Origin of the sequence: Streptomyces sp. NPDC126503 (assembly GCF_040302405.1) — a bacterium.
GTDB lineage: Bacteria > Actinomycetota > Actinomycetes > Streptomycetales > Streptomycetaceae > Streptomyces > Streptomyces gulbargensis.
This window is the reverse complement of the sequence record NZ_JBEORS010000030.1, coordinates 60,850-80,470: the sequence shown is the minus strand read 5'-3', so window position 1 is coordinate 80,470 and position 19,621 is coordinate 60,850. Positions and strand designations below refer to the sequence as shown.

Annotated in this window: 9 protein-coding genes; 5 read left to right on the top strand and 4 right to left on the bottom strand. The window is 72.9% G+C overall.

The window, feature by feature from the left end:
• The coding region (locus tag ABTY40_RS28050) for an amino acid adenylation domain-containing protein (RefSeq protein ID WP_352062058.1) at positions 1 to 1,683 on the top strand (1,683 nt) is incomplete at its 5' end.
• A 63-nt stretch (positions 1,684 to 1,746) separates the two neighbouring features.
• Here ABTY40_RS28050 and ABTY40_RS28045 read toward each other — a convergent pair.
• Positions 1,747 to 2,019 carry an acyl carrier protein gene (locus tag ABTY40_RS28045; RefSeq protein ID WP_352062057.1) on the bottom strand — a complete coding sequence of 91 codons (273 nt, stop codon included), beginning with the start codon at positions 2,017 to 2,019 and terminating at the stop codon, positions 1,747 to 1,749.
• Between the two features lie 241 nt (positions 2,020 to 2,260).
• On the opposite strand from ABTY40_RS28045, the gene ABTY40_RS28040 reads away from it, so the two are divergent.
• The gene (locus ABTY40_RS28040; RefSeq protein WP_352062056.1) at positions 2,261 to 2,539 is read left to right on the top strand and encodes an acyl carrier protein; all 279 of its coding nucleotides are present in this window, start codon (positions 2,261 to 2,263) and stop codon (positions 2,537 to 2,539) included.
• Between the two features lie 17 nt (positions 2,540 to 2,556).
• Positions 2,557 to 4,308, top strand: a complete 1,752-nt coding sequence (locus ABTY40_RS28035; RefSeq protein ID WP_352062055.1) for an amino acid adenylation domain-containing protein — start codon at positions 2,557 to 2,559, stop codon at positions 4,306 to 4,308.
• Between the two features lie 98 nt (positions 4,309 to 4,406).
• Here ABTY40_RS28035 and ABTY40_RS28030 read toward each other — a convergent pair whose 3' ends face one another.
• The 3 genes from ABTY40_RS28030 to ABTY40_RS28020 form a co-directional block, all read right to left on the bottom strand.
• A complete protein-coding gene (locus ABTY40_RS28030) occupies positions 4,407 to 7,541 on the bottom strand; it encodes a non-ribosomal peptide synthetase (RefSeq protein ID WP_352062054.1) in 3,135 nt (1,044 codons plus the stop codon).
• A gap of 40 nt (positions 7,542 to 7,581) precedes the next feature.
• Complete coding sequence (locus tag ABTY40_RS28025; protein ID WP_352062053.1) at positions 7,582 to 8,670, bottom strand: amidinotransferase; 1,089 nt, start codon at positions 8,668 to 8,670, stop codon at positions 7,582 to 7,584.
• A gap of 65 nt (positions 8,671 to 8,735) precedes the next feature.
• Complete coding sequence (locus tag ABTY40_RS28020) at positions 8,736 to 8,939, bottom strand: MbtH family protein (RefSeq protein WP_352062052.1); 204 nt, start codon at positions 8,937 to 8,939, stop codon at positions 8,736 to 8,738.
• A gap of 405 nt (positions 8,940 to 9,344) precedes the next feature.
• On the opposite strand from ABTY40_RS28020, the gene ABTY40_RS28015 reads away from it, so the two are divergent.
• Both ABTY40_RS28015 and ABTY40_RS28010 read left to right on the top strand, forming a co-directional pair.
• On the top strand, positions 9,345 to 10,325 hold the full coding sequence (locus tag ABTY40_RS28015; RefSeq protein ID WP_352062051.1) for a fatty acid desaturase family protein: 981 nt from the start codon (positions 9,345 to 9,347) through the stop codon (positions 10,323 to 10,325).
• Positions 10,326 to 10,549: 224 nt separating this feature from the next.
• Entirely contained in the window at positions 10,550 to 19,621 is a 9,072-nt protein-coding gene (locus ABTY40_RS28010; protein WP_352062050.1) for a non-ribosomal peptide synthetase, read from the top strand.

Below are 19,621 nucleotides of genomic sequence, written 5' to 3'. Positions count from 1 at the left end.
CCGGCGGGTGCCCCGGGGGGGGGTGGGGCGGGGGGGGCCGGCGGGGCCCCCCCCCACGGCCGGGACCAGGCCGGCGGGCGGCCGGCGTCCACTCCGCTCCACGGCCCGAAGCGGGCGCGGAACGCCGGCGACACCCTCGACGGGCTCATCTGCCGCTACGCGGAGACGACTCCGGACGCGATCGCCGTCACGGACCCCGAAGGGAGCCTCACCTACGCCGAGCTGGTGGAGCGGGCCCGGGACGTGGCGGCGGCGCTGCGCGCCAGGGGGATGGAGACCGAGGACCGGGTCGGCGTGCTGGTGCCCCGCTCCTGCGACTACGTCGTCGCCGTGCTCGGCGTCATGCTCGCCGGCTGCGCGTTCGTGCCGCTCGACCCGGAGTACCCGCCGGCCCGGCTCACCCAGGCGCTGGGCGATTCGGGCGCCGCCGGGATGATCTGCCGCAAGGACACCGCGACACTGCTTCCGTTCGGCGGAGAGACCGTCCGGCTGGACGAGATCGAGGCCGCGGAAGCGCCGGCGCCGGTCCGGTCGACCGACCCAGGCTCCGGCTCCGATGGCGTGGCCGACGACGCGCGCCGGCTGGCGTGCGTCCTGTACACCTCGGGCTCGACGGGCCGGCCCAAGGGCGTGGCACTTCCGCACGCGGCGCTCGTGAACCACTTCCTCTGGGAGGCGGAGTTCCTGCGGGTCGGTCCGGCGGACCGGATCGCGCAGCGCGCGCCGAGCGGCTTCGACGCGGCCCTGTGGGAGCTGTCGGTGGCCCTGCTCTCGGGGGCCACGCTGGTCGTCGTCCCGACCGAGGTCGGCACCCTCACCTCCGCGTTCCGCGACTACGCCGACGCGCGGGGCATCAGCCTGATGCTCGCCGTGCCGACCCTGCTCCAGGCGTACCTGGAGTCCGGGGTACTGCGGGAGGTGCCGTCCCTGCGGACCGTCGTGTCCTGCGGCGAGGCCCTGCACCGGTCCCTGGCGGAGTCCATCAGGGCGGAGACCGGGGCGCGCGTCGTGAACGTGTACGGGCCGACCGAAGGCGGCGTCGGAGCCATGGAGTTCTCCCTGGACACCGACGTGGTGTCGGCCACGGTGCCGATCGGGAAACCGGCCGGGAACGTGACGATCCACCTCCTCGACGACCGCTTGCGGCCCGCCCCGGCCGGGGAGACCGGCGAGGTGTACATCGCCGGGCCGCAGCTCGCCCGGGGCTACTTCGGCGCACCGGCCCTGACCGCGGAACGTTTCGTCGCCGACCACCTCGGCGGGGTTCCGGGGGCGCGGCTGTACCGGACGGGGGACCTGGCCCGGATGCTGCCGAGCGGAGACCTGGAGTATCTGGGCCGGGGCGACGGGCAGTTCAAGCTCCACGGCGTCCGCGTGGAGACGGCCGAGGTCGAAGCGGTCCTCACCGCCTGCCCCGGCGTCGCCGCGGCGGCGGTCGCTGTCCGGCCGGTGGCGGCCGGCAGGTCGGTCCTCGTCGCGTACGTCGTCCCGCTGCCGGAGGCGGAGGAAGGGCTCGTGTCACGCCTCCACGCGTTCGCGCGGGACCGCCTGCACGGGGCCATGATCCCCGCGCGGTGCGTGCTCATGGACCGGTTGCCGCTGCTGCCCAACGGGAAGGTCGACCGGTCGTCGCTGCCGGACGTGACCGACCGGCCCGGAAAGCCGGCCAGGGCGACGGCCTAGGGCGGCCCGGAACGCGGGCGCCGGCCCGGCGTCACGACGACGGGCCGGCGTCTCCGCGCGCCGTCACCACTCGGTGACGACCGTGCCGTCCGGTGCGGGAAGGTTCGCCGCCGCCCGTTCCGCGTCGATCGCCGACGCCAGGCTTCCCAGCGTGCTCAGCGTCATGATGGATTTCATCGGGACATAGACGTCGAAGGTCTCTTTGATCATGTTGGCGATCCTGAACGCGTCCATGCTGTTGCCGCCGTATTCGAAGAAGTTCGACTCGCTGTCCACCTCGTCGACGTCGAGAATCCTCTGCCACATCGCGGCGAGCAACTGCTCCGTCTCCGTCAACTCTGCTGCCTCCGACCTCGACCGGGCATCACGCTGGACGCCGGGAGTCTACCCATCCGACTGTGTTGTGTACATGTACTTCAAGCGGGGCAAAAAGATTCGCGGTGAGGATCTCGCACCCTCAACTGCGCCTCCGCGACACCGTCTTGCGCGGCTCGGAGCGCCGATCGTAAGCTCGTCGCGATCATCCTAACTGGCAATTCCGGTCGTAGGATACGCGGAGAGGGCGCCAACCATGCCTGTGCGGGAACAGCAAGTCTCCGAAATCTGGGCAGAAGTCCTCGCACTGCCCGAAGTGGACGTCGACGCCAACTTCTACGATCTCGGCGGACATTCCCTTCTGCTGATAGAACTCGTCGGCCGGCTCAACCAGAAACTGGGAATCGAGACGGACGTCGTCACGGTGCTGGAACACCCCACCGTCGTCGACTTCACCGCGCACTGGAATTCCCTCGGCGCCTCCGGGACGGACCCCGGGACCCCCGCCACCGCCGACACCGCGACCGCGGCCGACCGCTGACAGGATCCGGAGGCGTCATGACCCCCGACCAGCCCGACGGGCTCGCGCGCCTCTTCCTGGCCTCCGCCCGCCGCACGCCCGACCGGGCCGCGATCCGGGACGCGGACGGGTGCTGGACCTACGCCGAGGTCGCACGGGCCGCCTCCGCGCTGGCCGGCCGGATCGCCGCCGCCGGGGTGGCCCCCGGCGACCGGGTGGGCGTCATGGCCGCGCGCCGGGCCGGCGGCCCGGTGGCGATCCTCGCCGTTCTGTGGAGCGGGGCCGCCTACGTACCGGTCGACCCCGAATGGCCCGCCGAGCGCCGGGCCGCCGTCCTGCGGGACGCGCGGGTACGACTGCTGCTCGCGGTCGACACCGCGCGGGAGACACCGGACGAGGTCCCGCGACTCGACCTGACCACGACGGCCGTGCTGACCCCCGCCGACCCCGGCGACGCGGCTCCCGCCGCCCCGCGCCCCCGCCCGGAACCGGGCGCGGCCTACGTCATGTTCACGTCCGGATCCACCGGGACGCCCAAGGGCGTAGAGGTGCGCTCGGCCTCCGCGGCCGGCCTCGTGACCTCGGTGGCCTCGCTGATCGGCATGGGCGAGGACTCCGTCTTCGTGGCGATGTCCTCCTTCGCCTTCGACATCTCCGTGTTCGACATGTTCGCCCCCTGGACCGCCGGCGGCGAACTGGTCGTCGTCACCGACGTGCAGATCCTCGCCAACCAGGTGGGACCGCTCCTCGACGCCCCCGGGCGCCAGGTCTTCACACAGACCACCCCCACGGTCCTGGCGCACCTGCTCGACGCCGGACTGCAAGTGCCCTCCTCCACCGTCCTGTTGCTCGCCGGGGAGCGCCTGCGCCGCTCGCTCGTCGCGCGCGTCACGCACCTGCGGCAGGTGTGGAACCTGTACGGGCCGACCGAGACCACCATCTACGCGACCGCGCACGCCTGCCTGCCGCTGGACCCCGACGACCCGGAGCCCGACCTGCCCATCGGAACGGCGGTCAACGACGCGGAGCTGGAGATCCGGCCGCTGTCCGGCACCCGACCGGACGCCGGCGAACTCGTCGTCGGCGAGCTCGTCGTCGGCGGCCCCGGTGTCGCCCTGGGGTACTTCGGACGCCCCGACCTGACCGCCGAGCGCTTCCCCGACGGCGGGACGCGGTACGCCACCGGGGACCTGGTCCGGTGCCGCGCCGACGGCCTGCTGGTGCACGCCGGACGGCTGGACCGGCAGGTGAAGATCCGCGGCAACCGGGTCGAGCTGGACGAGGTCGAGACCGCGCTCGCCGACCTCGTCGGCCACGGCCGCGTCGCGGTCCGCGTCGACACCCACCGCGTCCTTGGCCCGCACCTCGCCGCGTACGTCGGCGATTCCCCCTGCGACGCCCCCGCGCTGCGCCGCGGGCTGTCCGGCCGCCTCCCCGCGTACATGGTGCCCACCCGCATCCACCAGGTGCCCGAGATCCCGACGACCAGCAGCGGCAAGACCGACCACCGGGCCCTGCGCGCGCCGGACGACGACGGGACGGGGGAGGAGGACGCGGTCCTCGACACCGTCGCGAAACTGTGGGAACAGCACCTCGGCGCGCCCGCGGCGCCCGACGCCAACTTCTACGCGGCCGGCGGCGGACCGGCCGCCGCCCGGCGGATCGCGGAGGGGCTGCGGCAGACCCATGCCACCGGCGTCGACGCCGCGCTGGTCCTCCGCCACCCCGTCCTGGCCGACCTCGCGGCGGCCGTCACCGCACGCGTACGGGAACCCCGCCCGCGGGGCTGAACCACGGGGAAGCCGCCCACCGCGCTCTCAGCGCGGCGGGCGGCTCCCGCGGTGACGCGGACCGGCCGGCCCGCCGGCGCACCGCGCCCGGAACGCTCTCAGGGGAGGCGTACCGGCATCCCGTCCACCGGCGTGTCCGGGTCGGCCAGTCCTGCGGCGAGCAGGGCCAGCAGCGCGTCCCGCCACTGCCGCGCGGAGTCCCGGTCGAAGCGGTCGGACGCGTACTCGATCTCGCCCGCGAGCCCGGTGGCGTCCTGCCGCACGGTCCAGGTGAGCGCGACCCTCGCGGTCCCCGGGTGGACGAAGCGCTCGGCGATGTCGAGACCCTCGATGTCGCCGAAGCCGTCCAGCGGGGTGGACTGCAGCGCGAAGATCGCCTGGAACAGCGGGTTCTCGCCGGCTCCGCCGGACCGCCGCAGGCCCTCCACCAGCTCGGAGAACGGCAGCTCCTGGTGGGTCAGCGCCCCCGCCAGCGCCTCGTCCGTCCGGGCGATCAGCTCGCGGAAGGTCATGCCCTCGGAGAAGCGCATCCGCAGCGGCACCGTGTTGACGAGGTAGCCGATCAGCTCCTCCGTGCCGGGCCGGTTCCGGCAGGCCATCGGCACGCCGACCACCGTCTCCGCGGCACCGCTCGTCCGCCGCAGCGTCGCGAAGAAGGCCGCCAGGAGCACCGCGAAGTCCGTCGTCCCGCACCGGCCGGCGACGCCCCGCACCGCCGCCGGGTCCACGGCGGCACGGGGCAGCTCCAGCGCGAACCCGTCGGTGCCGGCCCGTCCGCCCGACGCCCGCGCGGGGAACGGATCGGGGGCCGACAGCTCGCCGGCGAACTGGTTCCGCCAGTACGCCCGCTGCCGCTCCGCTTCCGGTCCGCGCAGCCAGCGCTCCTGCCAGGCCGCGTAGTCGGCGTACTGGACGCCCGGCTCCGGCAGCGGCCGGCCGGAGTAGAGGGCGCCGAACTCCCGCCAGAACACGGCGAGCGACCAGGCGTCGAAGACCGCGTGATGCACGTCGAGGAGCCACAGGTGCTCCTCGGCGCCCACCCGGAAGCACGCCGACCGCAGCAGCGGCCCGGTGGCCAGGTCGAACGGCCGGCCGGCCTCCCGCCGCGCGAGCCGGACGGCCTCGTCGGCGTCGGCGGCGACGGTCAGCGTGGTGTGGACCGGGCCCGGTGGCCGGATCCGCTGCCGGAGCCCGCCGTCCCGGTGCTCCAGCACCGTGCGCAGTGCCTCGTGCCGGGCGACGACGCCGGTCAGCGCGGCGTCGAGGCGGTCGAGGTCGAGCGGGCCGCTGATCCGGTAGCAGACCGGGATCGCGTACGTGGGGGAGCCGCGGTGCACCTGGTCCACGAACCACAGGGCCCGCTGCCCGCGCGAGGCGGGGGGCCGGTCGCCGTGCCCGCCGGTGGGCACCACGGCGGCGTCGGCGGCGGTACGCCCGTGCTCCTGCCGCACCACGGCGGCCAGGCCCGCCACGGTCGGGGCGTCGCGCAGCTGGGCGAAGGTGAGGGCCACGCCCGTCACCTCGGTGACCCGGCTGAGCAGCCGCAGGCCCCGCAGGGAGTCCCCGCCGGCGGCGAAGAAGTCCTCGTCGCGGCCGAGGGGCGGGCCGTCGAGCACGTCGCCGGCGAGGTCGGCCAGGACACGTTCGAGGGTCGACATCCCCGGCGCGGCCGGATCGTCGGCGCGGCCGGTGCGGCCCGCGCGCGGGGGTGTGGTGGCGGGCAGCCGGGAGCGGGCCACCTTGCCGTTGAGCGGCGAGCGCGGAATGCGGTCCAGGAGCACGAAGGTCTGGGGCACCATGGCCTCGGGCAACCGGCCGGCCGCGTCGGCGCGGATCGCCGCCTCGTCCACGCCGGGCTCGGCCTCGACGTACGCGACGAGCCGGGAGCCGAACGGCGGGTCGTCGACCGCGATGACGACGGCGTCCCTCACGCCGGCGCAGTGCAGGACGGCGCTCTCCACCTGGCCGGGCTCCACCCGGTGGCCGCGCACCTTGACCTGCCGGTCCGAGCGGCCCAGGAAGAGCAGCGTCCCGTCCGGCCGGCGGCTGGCGCGGTCCCCGGTGCGGTACATACGGGAGCCGGGCGGGCCCTGCGGGTCGGGCAGGTACCGTTCGGCGGTGGCGACCGGGTTGGCGTGGTAGCCGCGCGAGACGGGCGGCCCGCCGACCCACAGATCACCCGGCTCGTCGTCCGGCACCGGCCGCAGACCGTCGTCGAGGACGTAGAGGGCGGCGCTCGCGAAGGCGCGCCCGATGGGGACCAGCGCGTACGCGTCGGGGTCGGGGTCGGTCACCTCGACGCCGTCCGGGCGGTGGAGCGCCACGCTGATGGAGGTCTCGGTGGGCCCGTAGTCGGAGACCCAGTCGATCTTCTCGGCGCCGGGGATCCGGTACCAGGCGGCGAGCTTCTCCACGTGGATCTTGTCGCCGCCGATGAACACGACGCGCAGACAGGCGGGCAGCCGGACCAGACCGCTGGTCAGGTCGTCGACCCACTGGTGCCAGTAGGCGCTCGGCAGGCTCACCATCGTCACGGCCAGCCGCTCGATGAGGTCGGTGAACTCGACGCTGGTGAACTGGCGTTTGTCGGGCATCACGACGGTGCCGCCGGCCACCCACGCCGGCCAGATCTCCTCCAGGGCGGCGTCGAAGGCGATCGCCGTCGACTGAAGCAGCCGGTCGGTCGCCTCCAGGCGCAGTTCGGCCCGGAGCGACAGCGCGTGGTTGACGAAGCTGTCGTGCTGGACGGCGACCCGCTTCGGCTTGCCGGTGGAACCGGAAGTGAACACGCAGTACGCGAGGTTGGAGGGGTGCAGGACCGGTCGCGGCGCGGTCGCGGGACGGTCGGACAGGTCGATCCCGTCCGCCTCCCACACGGGCGTGCCCTCGGGGGCCACGGCGAGCCGCGCGTCCCGGACGACCAGGACCGCCCCCGCTTCGGTGAGCATCGCCTCGGCGACGTCACGCGGCAGCGACGGATCGACCGGTACGTACACGCCGCCGGCCTTCCAGATGCCCAGCATCGTGACGAGCAGCCGCGATGACGGCTCCATGACGACGCCGACCAGGCGCTCGGGCCCGATGCCCTCGGCGGCCAGCCGCCGCGCGAACCGGTCGGCGTGCCGGTCCAGTTCGCGGTACGTGAAGGTGCCGCCGTCCCAGGCGGCCGCCACCGCGTCCGGGGTGCGCGCGGCCTGGGCCTCGAACAGGTGATGGATACAGGGACCGGGCATCAGGCTCCTCGCTCCGAATCCGGCGTACGGGTGGGGGACATCAGAAGTAGGAGCGGAGGCCGCCGCGCCGGCGGATGTCGGTGGTCGCGCAGTGGAAGGAGCCGCCGAAGCTGTTGAAGTTGCGGAACGGGCAGGGGACGGCCTCCATCCCCCAGCTCTCGGCCAGCCGGCGCATCGGCTCGTCCTGCGCCTCGACGACCATCGTCTCCTCGTCGATCATCAGCACGTTCATGTTGATCCACTTGCTGGTCAGGTACAGCGGGTGCCCGTCCGGGATCACCGGCGCCGGCGCGGACCGGACCTCCCAGTCCTTGAAGATGTCGGGCACCTCCGGCACGCGCTCCGGATGGATCAGCAGCTTGCCCTCGGCCAGCGGCATCAGGCTGGCGTCGATGTGCATGGGGTGGTCGTCGGCCAGCCGCAGCTCGTGGACCCGGTAGTCGTCGCCGAGGTGCCGGCGGACCCACTCGATGCCCAGGGCGTTGGTGACGTGGCTGCGCTGCGCGAAGATGTCCCGGCCGCAGCGGATGAAGTCGGCCGCGTCGAAGGTCGGCTCGTACTCGGTGATCACCGAGCGGAACGGCTCGCCCTCGGGCTGGTCGGTCCAGTCGGCCACGTACAGCTCGTCGGGCAGTTCGGGCTTCGGAGGAGAGCTCCAGCGGGCACCCTGCTGGAAGTACTCCTTGAGGAGCGTCCGGTAGGCCGACGCGGCGTGCGCGCGCGACCGCCAGGCCATCGGGGCCTCGATGACGTCCTGTCCGACGACGAGCAGGAGGTCCCGGGGCATCGCGTCGTACAGGCCGGTGCTCGACCAGCCCGGCGCCCCGTAGGCGCGGCCGTGGTCGCGCACATCGGGCCGGCGGACCTTGACCCCCCGGCCCTCCAGGATGTCGACCAGCTGGTCGAGTTCGTCGCGCGCGGCGGCGACCTGGTCGGCGGGGAACGGCTGCCCGGCCCGCTCCCGGAACACGGCCCGCTGCTCGGGCGACAGCGGGGCACCGACCGCGACGTGCCACGGCGGGAAACGCGCCCCGTCGACGATCCCGACGATCACCTCCTCCAGCGGATCCCATTCGTTGTAGGAGCTGACGGGGCACTCCGGCTCGGCCGAGACCTCTGATTCACGCATGGCGACGCTCCATTTGTGGGGCTGTCGGGGGAAAATCGGGGAATCGCTGCTCTTGCAGGGCCCTTTCAGGCGCCCGCGTCCATGAACGCGCGCAGGCTCGCCGGCCGCAGGTCCGTCCACCGCTCGGCGATCAGATCCAGACAGACGGAACGCGGCGCCGGACCGCAGACCGTTTCCCAGCCGGCCGGGACCGCGCGGCTCGCGGGCCAGAGCGAGTACTGGTCCTCATGATTCCGCACGGCGAAGCACAGGTCCTCGGGCTCCAACATCATTGCCTTCCTCGGCAGGTCGGATGATCCAGACGGACAACGGTCGTTTTCGGCACCTTTGCGCCGGGCCCTCGACGCGCATATGCGGGCCGACTTCGGTGATCACGGCCCGACGCACAACGTGCAGTACTTCACCAAGGTCAAGTTGTCGATGTCAATAGCGCGCCACTCTTGACCCTTTCACTTACCTCCGAACCAACTCCGGCCCGCTGCAAGGGAAATTGACAGAGGTGTTCTTGAGGTATCGATCACCACGGTCTAGAGTCGGGACCCGCCTCGGCGACGTGACCCGCAAGCGTATGGGTGCCGAACCTGAAAACCGTGGACGAGCGATCCGAACCCCCATCCCCCGTTGCGATCCGACGGCGGTGCCCGGGGTGCGGCCATTCGCAACGAGGGGGATCAGTGAAGATCTGGAAGAACACTCCCAAAGACTCGATCCTCGTCGCGCTGAGCCTGGGACAGTTCGGCGTGACTCTCGGCCTGGCGCTCACCTGGAACACGACCGGGCTGCCGGCCAGAGTGGCCGGAGGAGCCCTGCTCACCGCGATGATGACCTACAACATCATCGTCATCTCCCATCTGTTCACCCACGTGCCGTGGTTCGTGAGCAATCGGCTGAACGCCGCGATATCACTCGTCAATTCCGTCAACATCGGACAGTCCGTCCAGGCGTACCAGCTGACGCACGTCCGCAACCACCACCGCTTCAACAACGACCGCCAGGGCCCCGACGGCACCACCCGGGACACGTCGTCCACCTACCGCAAGGGGAAGGACGGGCAGCACCAGCCGCTCGCGTCCTATGCCCTCGGCGGCGCCGTGGACTCGTTCGCCGGCCGCGCCAAGGACGTGGCCGCGGTGACCCGCCTGTGGAGCGTCGGCCGGGGTGACGAACAGCTGCTGTCCCTGGCCTCGCGCCGCGAGCCGCGAAGAACGCGCGAGCTGCGGCAGATCCAGGCCGACCGCGCCGCCCACTGCCTGTCCCTGGTGGTGTTCGCGACGCTGTCCTGGCAGTGGACGCTCCTGTGCTACCTGCCGGCGTACTTCGCCGCGCTGGCGCTGGTCAACGTGCAGAACTACTACCGGCACTACGGCGCCAACCCGGAGGACCGCGCGGCGGACTCGGTCAGCCACTACAGCCGCCTCTACAACCTCCTCACCTTCAACGACGGATACCACCAGGAACACCACCTCAGCCCGGGTTCCCACTGGTCCCAGATGCCCGCCGTCTCCTCCCGCCACCGCGACCGGCTCGACGGGAAGCCGCGGGTCGTCAGCCCGGTGCCCGCCATCGTCGGCTTCCTCCACCGCGGCCGGCCCCTGCTGCACGAGGCCGGCGCGGCGGGCACGACCCCGACCCGGGACACCCCGACCGCGACCTGACCGGCCACCCCGCCCGGGGAGCCGGCCGCCCGCTCGACCGGCGCCCCGGCCGGCGGGCACCCGCACGCCGGCACGGCCGCCCGGCACCCGGCTCCCGCCGCCCACGCACCGAAGTCCTCGCAACGCTGCCCTCGCACGAGCCTCGACGCCCGTCACCACGGATGCCGCGACCGCCGCCACCGCGGCCGAGAGTCGTCGCATGACCAGAGAGTTAGGAGATCGCAGTGGTATCTCAGGGGGAAGCAGCGGCAGCCGGAGACCCGCTGACCTTCGTGCGGGGGCTGGGTCGCCGCGGCGTGCGCTTCTACCTGGAGCAGGGCGTGCTCAAGTCCGCCGGCACCGGTGAACTCACCGCCGGGGAAGCCGCCTTCGTACGAGGCCACAAGGCCGAGATCGTCGCACACCTGCTGGCACAGGACGCCGGAGCGCGGGACGCCGCCGACACCGGCGGACCGGCACCGCTGAGCTACCAGCAGGAGCGCCTCTGGGTCCTCGACGACATCGCGGAGCGCTCCGAGGAGTACAACTCCATCGAGGCGTTCCGCGTCCGGGGCGCCGTCGACCTCGACCGGCTCTGCGACGCCCTGCGGCGCCTGGTCCGGGAGAACGACGTCCTGCGCACCGTGTACCGGATGACGGGCGACACGGTCGGCCAGGTCGTCCTCGACACGGAGCTGCGCATCGACCGCGAGGACGCGGCGACCCCCGAGGAGGCCCTGGAGAAGGCCCGGGCGGCCCAGCTCGCCGAGGCGGCGCGCCCGTTCGACCTCGGCGCCGAGATCCCGGTGCGGTGCCGGCTGATCGTCGCGCCCGGCGACGAGTGCTACGTCGTCCTGAACCTCCACCACATCGCCTGCGACGGCTGGTCGATGCCGGTCCTGTGGCGGCAGCTGAGCCGCTTCTACGACGCGCCGGACGCCGCGTACCAGGCCCCCGGGACGCCGTACGCCGCGTACGCCCGGTGGCAGCGCCGCACCCTCACCGGCGACGTCCTCGACACCCTGGTGGACCACTGGCGGGACCGCCTGGACGGCGCGCCCCTGATCCACGGCCTGCCGGTCGACGGCGGGGCCCCGGACGGGCGCGGGCAGATCGCGGGCATCCACACGCGGCGCGTCGGCGGTGACGCGTACGAGGCGTTCACCAAGCGCTGCGTGGCCGCCGGCGCCCACGAGTTCGCCGGCCTGCACGCCGTCCTCGCGATTCTGACTGCGATCGTCAGCGGCCGGCCGGAGACCGTCATCGGCAGCCCCATCGCCAACCGGGAACTGCCCGGCGTCCAGGAGACCGTCGGGTTCTTCGTCAACATGATCTCGGTGCGCGGCGAGGTCCACGACGACGACACCTTCGCCGGTGTCCTCGCCGCCAAGAAGGCCGAGATCGAGTTCGGGTACGCCTTCCAGCAGGTGCCGTTCGAACGGGTCGTCGCGGCCGTCACCGACGGGCGCAACGACACGTCCCCCGTCTTCCAGATCGTCCTCGCCCTGCAGAACTTCGCCGCCGGCGGGCCCGCCCTCACCGGCACGCGCATCGACCCGCTGCCGGACGTGCAGGAGCGCAGCCGCTACGACCTGGAGGTCTTCGTCCACGACGACGGCGACGGCGGCCGGGAACTGCGGTGGGTCTACGACGCCGGCCTCTTCGACCGGGCGACCGTCGAGCGGTGGGCCGACTGGTTCACGGAGATCCTGGAGACCGTCGCCGCCGACGCCGACACCCCCGTCGCGGACCTGCGGACCGCCCTCGCCCGACGAATTCCGCAGGACGCCGCCACCGACGGCCCCGCCCCCGCGGCCTCCGCCGACGAGATCGACGTGCTCGCGCGGATCGCCGCGACCGCCGCCGCCGACCCCGACCGGGTGGCGGTCAGCGACGGCGACCGGCGCGTCACCTACGGCGAACTGCTGCGCCGCGCCTCGGAGATCGGCGGCGCCCTGATCGAACGCTACGGCCCGCGGGCCGTGTTCGCGCTCGACATGGACCGGTCCGTCGAGCTGGTCGAGACGATCGCCGGCGTCATGGCAGCCGGCGGGACGTACGTCGCCCTCGACCCGTACGACAGCGCGGCCCGCCGCACCGCGGTCCTCACCGCCGCCGCACCCCGCTGCCTCCTCACGGCGGGCGCGCACGGCCCGCTCGATACGGCCTGTGACCTGGACGCCGTCGACGTACGGACCCTCACCTCGGACGGTCCCGGCCGGCTGGGCCCGCTGTCCCCGGACCACGACCTCTACCACGTGTTCACGTCGGGCTCGACCGGCCGGCCCAAGGGCGTACGGGTCACCTACCGCAACCTCGCCGCCTACCTCGGCGGCGTCACCGGCAGGCTGGACCTGCGGCCCGGGTCCCGGTACTGCTGGCAGTCCGGCGTCGCCACCGACTTCGGCAACACGGTCCTGTTCGGAGCCCTCGCCACCGGCGGCCGGCTCGACGTCGCCACCCGCGACGACATCCTCGACGGCGCCGCCCTGAGCGCCTTCCTGCGCCGGAACGACACGGACGTCCTGAAGATCACGCCCAGCCATCTGGCCGCTCTCCTCGAGACGCACCCCCTCGCCGAACTCCTGCCGAAACGGACCCTCGTGCTCGGGGGAGAGGCGGCGTCCCCGGCGGTCGTCCGGGCCCTGCGGGACGTCCCGCCGTCGGTCGCCGTCCACAACCACTACGGGCCGTCCGAGACGACGGTCGGCGTGTTCGTCGCGGACGTGACCGACCCGGCGGCCTCCGCGGCGCTTCCCATCGGGCGGCCCCTGCCCGGCGTCACGTTCACGATCGAGACCCCCGACGGCGCCCCGGTGCCCTTCGGGGCGGCGGGCGAACTGGTGATCCGCGGTCCGCAGGTCGCCGCCGGCTACCTCGGCGAATCCCGGGACGGGCCGTCCGCGTTCTTCGCCACGGCCACCGGACGCGGCTACCGGACGGGCGACCGGGTCCGGCTGCGCAACGACGGCCAGGTGGTCTTCCTCGGCCGGCAGGACGAGCAGGTGAAGATCCGCGGACATCGCGTCGAACTCGGCGAGATCCGGGCCGCCCTGGAGTCGACGCCCGGCGTCGGACGCGCCGAGGTCCTCGTCGACGAGGACGCCCACGGCGCCCCGCGCGTGGTCGCCTTCGTCCAGAAGTCCGACGGCCCGGGACCCGACGGCCCCGCCCACCAGGACGCGCCGCCGCCGGCGGACGCCGACGCCGTGGTCGAACAGTGGCGGGAGGTCTACGACTTCGCGTACACCGAACGGGTCACCGGGGACATCGAGTTCAACGCCTCCGGCTGGATCAGCTCCTACACCGGCGAACCCATCCCGGAAGGGGAGATGCGCGCCTGGCTCGCCGGCACCCTCGACCGCATCGCCACCGTCCGGCCGAAGAGCGTCCTGGAGATCGGCTGCGGACTCGGCATCATCGCCTACCCGCTCAGCCGCCGCGTGGACTCCTACCTGGCCTGCGACTTCTCCTCGCAGATCATCGCCATGAACGAGCGGAACGCCGCCCGGATCAGCACCGGGCCCCTGTCGTTCTTCACCTGCGACGCGATCGACATCGACCGCCACGCGGCCCGCATCCGCGAGGCGGGCGTCGACACCGTCGTCATCAACTCGGTGGTGCAGTACTTCCCCGGCCTGGACTACCTGGAAGAGGTGCTGGACAAGGTCCTCGCCCTCGACTGCGTCCGCCACGTCTTCGTCGGCGACGTCCGCCACCACGACCTGCTCGACGAGCTCTGCCTCTCCCTCGTGGACGCCCGGACCCCGGACGGCGAGACACGGCCGGACCTGGAACGGCTCCAGCTGGCGGAGGCGCAGTCCGCGCAGGTCACCGAACTCCTCATCTCCGACGCGTACTGGACGCAGTTCGCCGCCCGGCGCGACGACGTGACCGGCGTCAGCGTCCTCCCGCGCACCGGCCCGGTCGCGAACGAGCTGTTCGACTTCCGGTACGACGTCATCCTGAGCAAGGACCCCGACCGGCTGCACCGCGTCGGCTCCACCGGCCCGGTCGCGGTGCGGGACGCGGACCTCGCCGAGACCGACGACCTCTGGCGCTCCCTTGCCGCCGGCGAGACCGGCACCGCCGTCGTCCGGGGCGTCCCCCACCCGCGTACCGCGGCACACTGTGACGCCCTGCGGGCCGCACGGGCGAACGTGACCACCGGTCCGGCCGCACCCCGCCCGACCGCGCCGCACCCCCCGCAGGACGTCCTCGCCCGGCTGCGGCGCGCCGCCGACGCCCACGGACTGCACACCAGCGCCCACTACGCCCGCGACGAGCACGGCTACGTCAGCCGTCTCGACGTCGTCGTCTTCCGGTCCGACCACGCCCGGTACGCCGACAGCACGGCCCTCGGCGACTCCCGCACCGACCGCACCCGGCCCCTCAGCACCACGCCGACGGCCGGACAGCCCGCGGGCACCCTGCTGAACCGCGTCGCCGAGACCGCCGCCGCCCTGCTTCCGCCGCACCTGCGCCCGGACCGGCTCGTCCTGGTGCCGGCCTTCCCCCTCGGCAGGACCGGAAAGCTCGACCGCCAGGCGCTGCGCGCACTGGCGGCCCGCCAGGACGCGGCCGGCGGCCTCGGGGAACTCGTCGGCGACACCGAGACCACCCTGGCCCGGATCCTCCGGGACCTCCTGGCGAACGGCGAGCGGATCGACCGCGAGAGCGACTTCTTCGCCGTCGGCGGACACTCCCTCCTCGCCGCCCGCTACGCCCACGCCGTCAACCGCGCCTTCGGCCTGGAACTGCGCGCCAAGTCCGTCTTCGACCGGCCGCGCCTGAAGGACTTCGCCGCACTCGTGACCGCCGGCCGCGACCGGACCGGCCCCGAGGGCGCGCCCGGCGAACCCCTCGGCCGGGAGAAGCGGGCGATCTCACCGCTGCAACAGCGCTTCTGGACGATCGCGAAGTCCTCCGGACCGTCCACCCTCTACAACACGACCCTGCTGCTCGAACTCACCGGCCCGCTCTCCGTGAGCGCGCTGCGGACGGCGTTCCAGCAGGTCGTCGCCCACCACCAGGTGCTCAGGAGCTACTTCGAGGAGGAGGGCGACAGCGTCTTCATCCGACTGCGCGACGCCGCCGACCTCACCCTGTCGTACCTGGAGATCCCCGGCCTGACCCCCGAACGCGCCGAGCGGCTCCTCATCGAGCGGATCAACCGGCCCTTCGACCTCGCGACCGGCCCGCTCGTCGAAGCGGCGCTCGTCGCCGCGTCGCCCGACACCCACTACCTGATGCTGTGCATCCACCACATCATCACCGACGGCGCCGCCGAGGCGATCCTCGTCGAGGACCTCCAGGAGTGCTACGAGGCGGCCCTGGAGGGCCGCGAGCCGCGCTGGCGCGACGACGGCGCCACCTTCTTCCGCTACCTCGACCGGACCGAGTGGCCGGGCCCGGAGAGCCTGGACTTCTGGGCGCGGCAGCTCGACGGCGCGCCCCTGCGGCACAACCTGCCGCTGGACGGCGACCGCGCGCCCCAGTCCGCCCACGACGGCGCCTCCTTCAGCTCGGTGCTGTCCGTGGAGGCCACCGCCGCGCTCGCCGCCCTCGCCCGGCGGCACCGCACCACGATGTTCGTCGTGCTGAACGCCGTCGTCGGCGTCTTCTTCTCGTTCCTGTCCGGCGAGGACGACCTCGTCGTCGGCGCCCCCTACGACTGCCGGGAGACCGAGGCCGACAACGTCGCGACGGGCATGTACGTCAACACGGTCCCGTTCCGGCACCGGATCGACTGGGCGCGCACGCTGGACTCGCTGATCGTGACGGAATGGGAGTACTACCGGGAGGCGTTCGCCCACCGGCACGTGCCCTTCGACCGCCTCGTCGAGCACCTCAACCCGGAGCGCGTCGCCGGTATGAACCCGATCCTCCAGATCGTGCTCGCGCTCCACCCGGAAGGGCGCAGCGTCTTTCCCTTCCACGACTGCCGGGCACGCCCGATCAAGGCGGCGGCGGTCGACTCCAAGTTCGACCTGCTGTTCAACTCCAAGGTGATCGACGACCGCCTCACGATCCACTGGGAGTACAAGAAGCACCTGTTCTCGGCCCGGCGCGTTCAGGCGATGGCGGAGTTCTTCGGCTCCTTCGTCGAGACCGCCGTCGGCCACCCGGACGTGCCGCTCGGCCGGCTCGACTTCGCCGGGCGCGCCGGCGACGAGTCGTCCCTGGCCCTGCTGAGCGGCCCCGCCGTCCCCCTGACGGACCCCAGCTACCTCGACGCCTTCGCCCGCTCCGCCGCGGCCGCGCCGCGGCGGCCCGCGGTACGCGGCGCCTCCGGCGACGCCGTCGACTACCGCACGCTGGACGAGCGGTCGGACGCCCTGGCCGCCCTGCTGCGCGACCAGGGGGTACGCAAGGGCGACCTGGTGGCCGTGTGCCTGCGGCGGTCCGCCGAGTTCCTGCTGACGACGCTCGCGGTGAACAAGGCCGGAGCCGCGTACGTCCCCATGGACTCGGAGTACCTGCGGAAGAACCGGGCGGCCCTGCTGCGCGAGCACCGCGTCGCCTGCGCCGTCGTCGAGGACGACGACGTGCCGGAGCTCCCGCGCGACGTCACGGTGATCCGCCGCCGGGACCTCCCGCCGGCCGACGGCGGCGCCCCCGCGGCCCGGCCCGAACTGCGGCACGACGACCTGTGCTACGTCATCTTCACCTCCGGCTCCACCGGGAAGCCCAAGGGCGTCGCGGTCACCCACGGATCGGTGGTGAACTACCTGGCCCACTGCTCCGCCACCTATCTCGAAGGCGACCCGCGGGTCGCGGTCCTGTCCAGCCCCCACTCGTTCGACGCGACCGTCACCACCAGCCTGTTCGCCCTCGCCGCCGGCCTCACGGTGCGGGTGGTCGAGGAGGACCGGGAGATCAGCGGACTGCGCGACGTGCTCACCGAGGACCGGGACGAGCGACTGCTCCTCAAGCTGACGCCCTCTCACCTCGTGGCCCTGTCGAACCTCGGGGTCACCCGGCAGCCGTCGGACGCCCGGCACGTCTTCGTCATCGGCGGCGAGGACCTCAAGGCCGCCGTCGCGGCCCCCTGGTACCGGGCGTTCGGGGGGAGCCGGTTCTTCAACGAGTACGGACCTACCGAGGCCACCGTCGGCTGCGTCGTACGGGAGATCACCGAGCCCGACGTCCGCACCGGCTCCGTCCCCATCGGCACCCCGATCTGCAACACGACGATCGCCGTGACGCACCGGGACATGCTCTGCGTCCCGTACCAGCGCGGCGAACTCGTCATCATGGGCGCCGCACTGGCCCGCGGCTACCTGGACGCCGACCAGACCGCCGCCGCCTTCCGGGCCGTGCCCGCGGCCGGCGGCGCGATCGGCTACCACACCGGCGACCAGGCGTCGCTCGTCGGGGAGACGTTCCGCTACCACGGGCGCGGCGACGGCCACATCAAGATCCGTGGATTCCGGGTCAGCCTGGCCGAGATCGAGGCGGTGATCGGCGGCATCGACGGCGTCCTCGACTGCGCCTGCGCGATCTCCGAGGACGGCGCACGGCTCTCCGCCTACGTCGTGCCGGCGCCGGAGCCCCGCACCTGGGAGAACGAGACCGAACTCCGCAACGCCGTAAGGCAGCTGCTGCCCCGATACATGGTGCCCGACACCCTCACCCTGCTCCCCGAGCTGCCGCTGACCGCCCACGGAAAGGTCGACCTCGCCCGGCTCACCGCCCCCGGCGAGGCCCCCGCCCCGGGGGACGACACCGCCGCGCCGGCCGACGAGACCCTGGGCCGGCTGACGGCGATCTGGCGGAAGGTCCTCGGCGTCACCGGAGACCTGCCCACCGACGCCTCGTTCTTCTCGCTCGGCGGCAACTCGCTGCTGGTGACGCTGCTGCTGATGCGGATGAACGAGGAGTTCGGCACCGACATCGGCCTCGACGTGCTCTACCGGCACGCCACCCTCGCCGAACAGTGCGCGCTCCTCGCCACCGACCCGGCGGCGACCCCGCCCGCCCACGACGCTCCCGAGCCGCCCGCCACCCCCGGCGAGGTCCCCCTCACCGCAGCCCAGCGCCGGTTCTACTTCATGGAGAAACTGGGCTCCGGCACCGACCACGCCGTCTCCCTGTGCTTCCACATCGACCGGGGCGTCGACCCCGGCCACCTCAGGGACGCCCTGCTCGCGGTCATGGAACGGCACCCGGTCCTCACGTCCCGGGTGGCCCTGCGCGCCGGACTCCCCGTCCTCACCCCCGGCGACGCCACCCCCGCCCGGGACCGCGTCGTGATCGTCCCCTGCGCCGACGGCGACGAGTCGAGGGAACGGATCCTGGCCCGCCGCGACAGCGCCGTGAACCTCTTCCACGACCCGCTGTGCAAAGCGTTCGTCCACGACCGGAGGGACGGCACCGTCGACCTCCAGATAATCGTGCATCACATCGTCTTCGACGACTGGTCCGAGAAGATCCTCCTGGAGGACCTGACCCGCCTCTACGCGGAGATCGCGGCCGGCCGGACGCCGTCACCGGGCCGCGCGGTGCCCTTCCAGCAGTACGCCGCCGGACCCGCCGGCGACGCCGACACCGTCCGGGCCCACACCCGGTGGTGGATCGAGACGCTCAAGGGCGCCCCGACCACCCACGGCCTGCCCGGGACCGACCGCCCGGCCGTCCCGGGCGAACCCGCCGGCGTCCTGGAGTTCCCCCTCGACGAGGACACCCTCGACCGCCTCGACGACACCTGCCGGCGGCGCGGCGTCACCCGCTTCAACGCCGTGCACACCGCCCTGGCCCTCGCCCTGTCCACCGTGAGCCGCAGGCGCGAGACGGTCATCGGCGTGCCGGTCACCAACCGTGCCGACGCCACCTACCAGGACACCGTCGGACTCTTCATGGAGACGCTCCCGCTCCGCACGGACACCGGCGACGGCGACTCCTCGTTCGGCACGCTCCTCCAGGACAGCCATGCGCGCTTCGCCGACGCCCTCGGACGCACGGAGTTCCACGTCGAAGAGGTGATGAACGCCCGTGCCGCCGAACACGCCGACGGCAAACGCTCGTTGTACGAGATCATGCTCACGCTCCACAACGACGGCGGGACCACCCTCGACTTCGCGGGCGTCCCCGCCCGACGCGTCCTGATGCCCCGCCAGGAGGCGAAGCTCGACCTGATCGTCGATGTGAAGCGCGTGGGCGAACAGCTGCACACCTACTGGGAGTACGACACCGCGGTGCTGTCCGAGACGACCGTACGGCACCTTCTCGACGAATTCGGCAACTGGCTCATCTGGGGCCTGACGCGACCGGACGAACCCGTCCGGAACCGGGGCACCCTGCGGAAAGAACAGTGA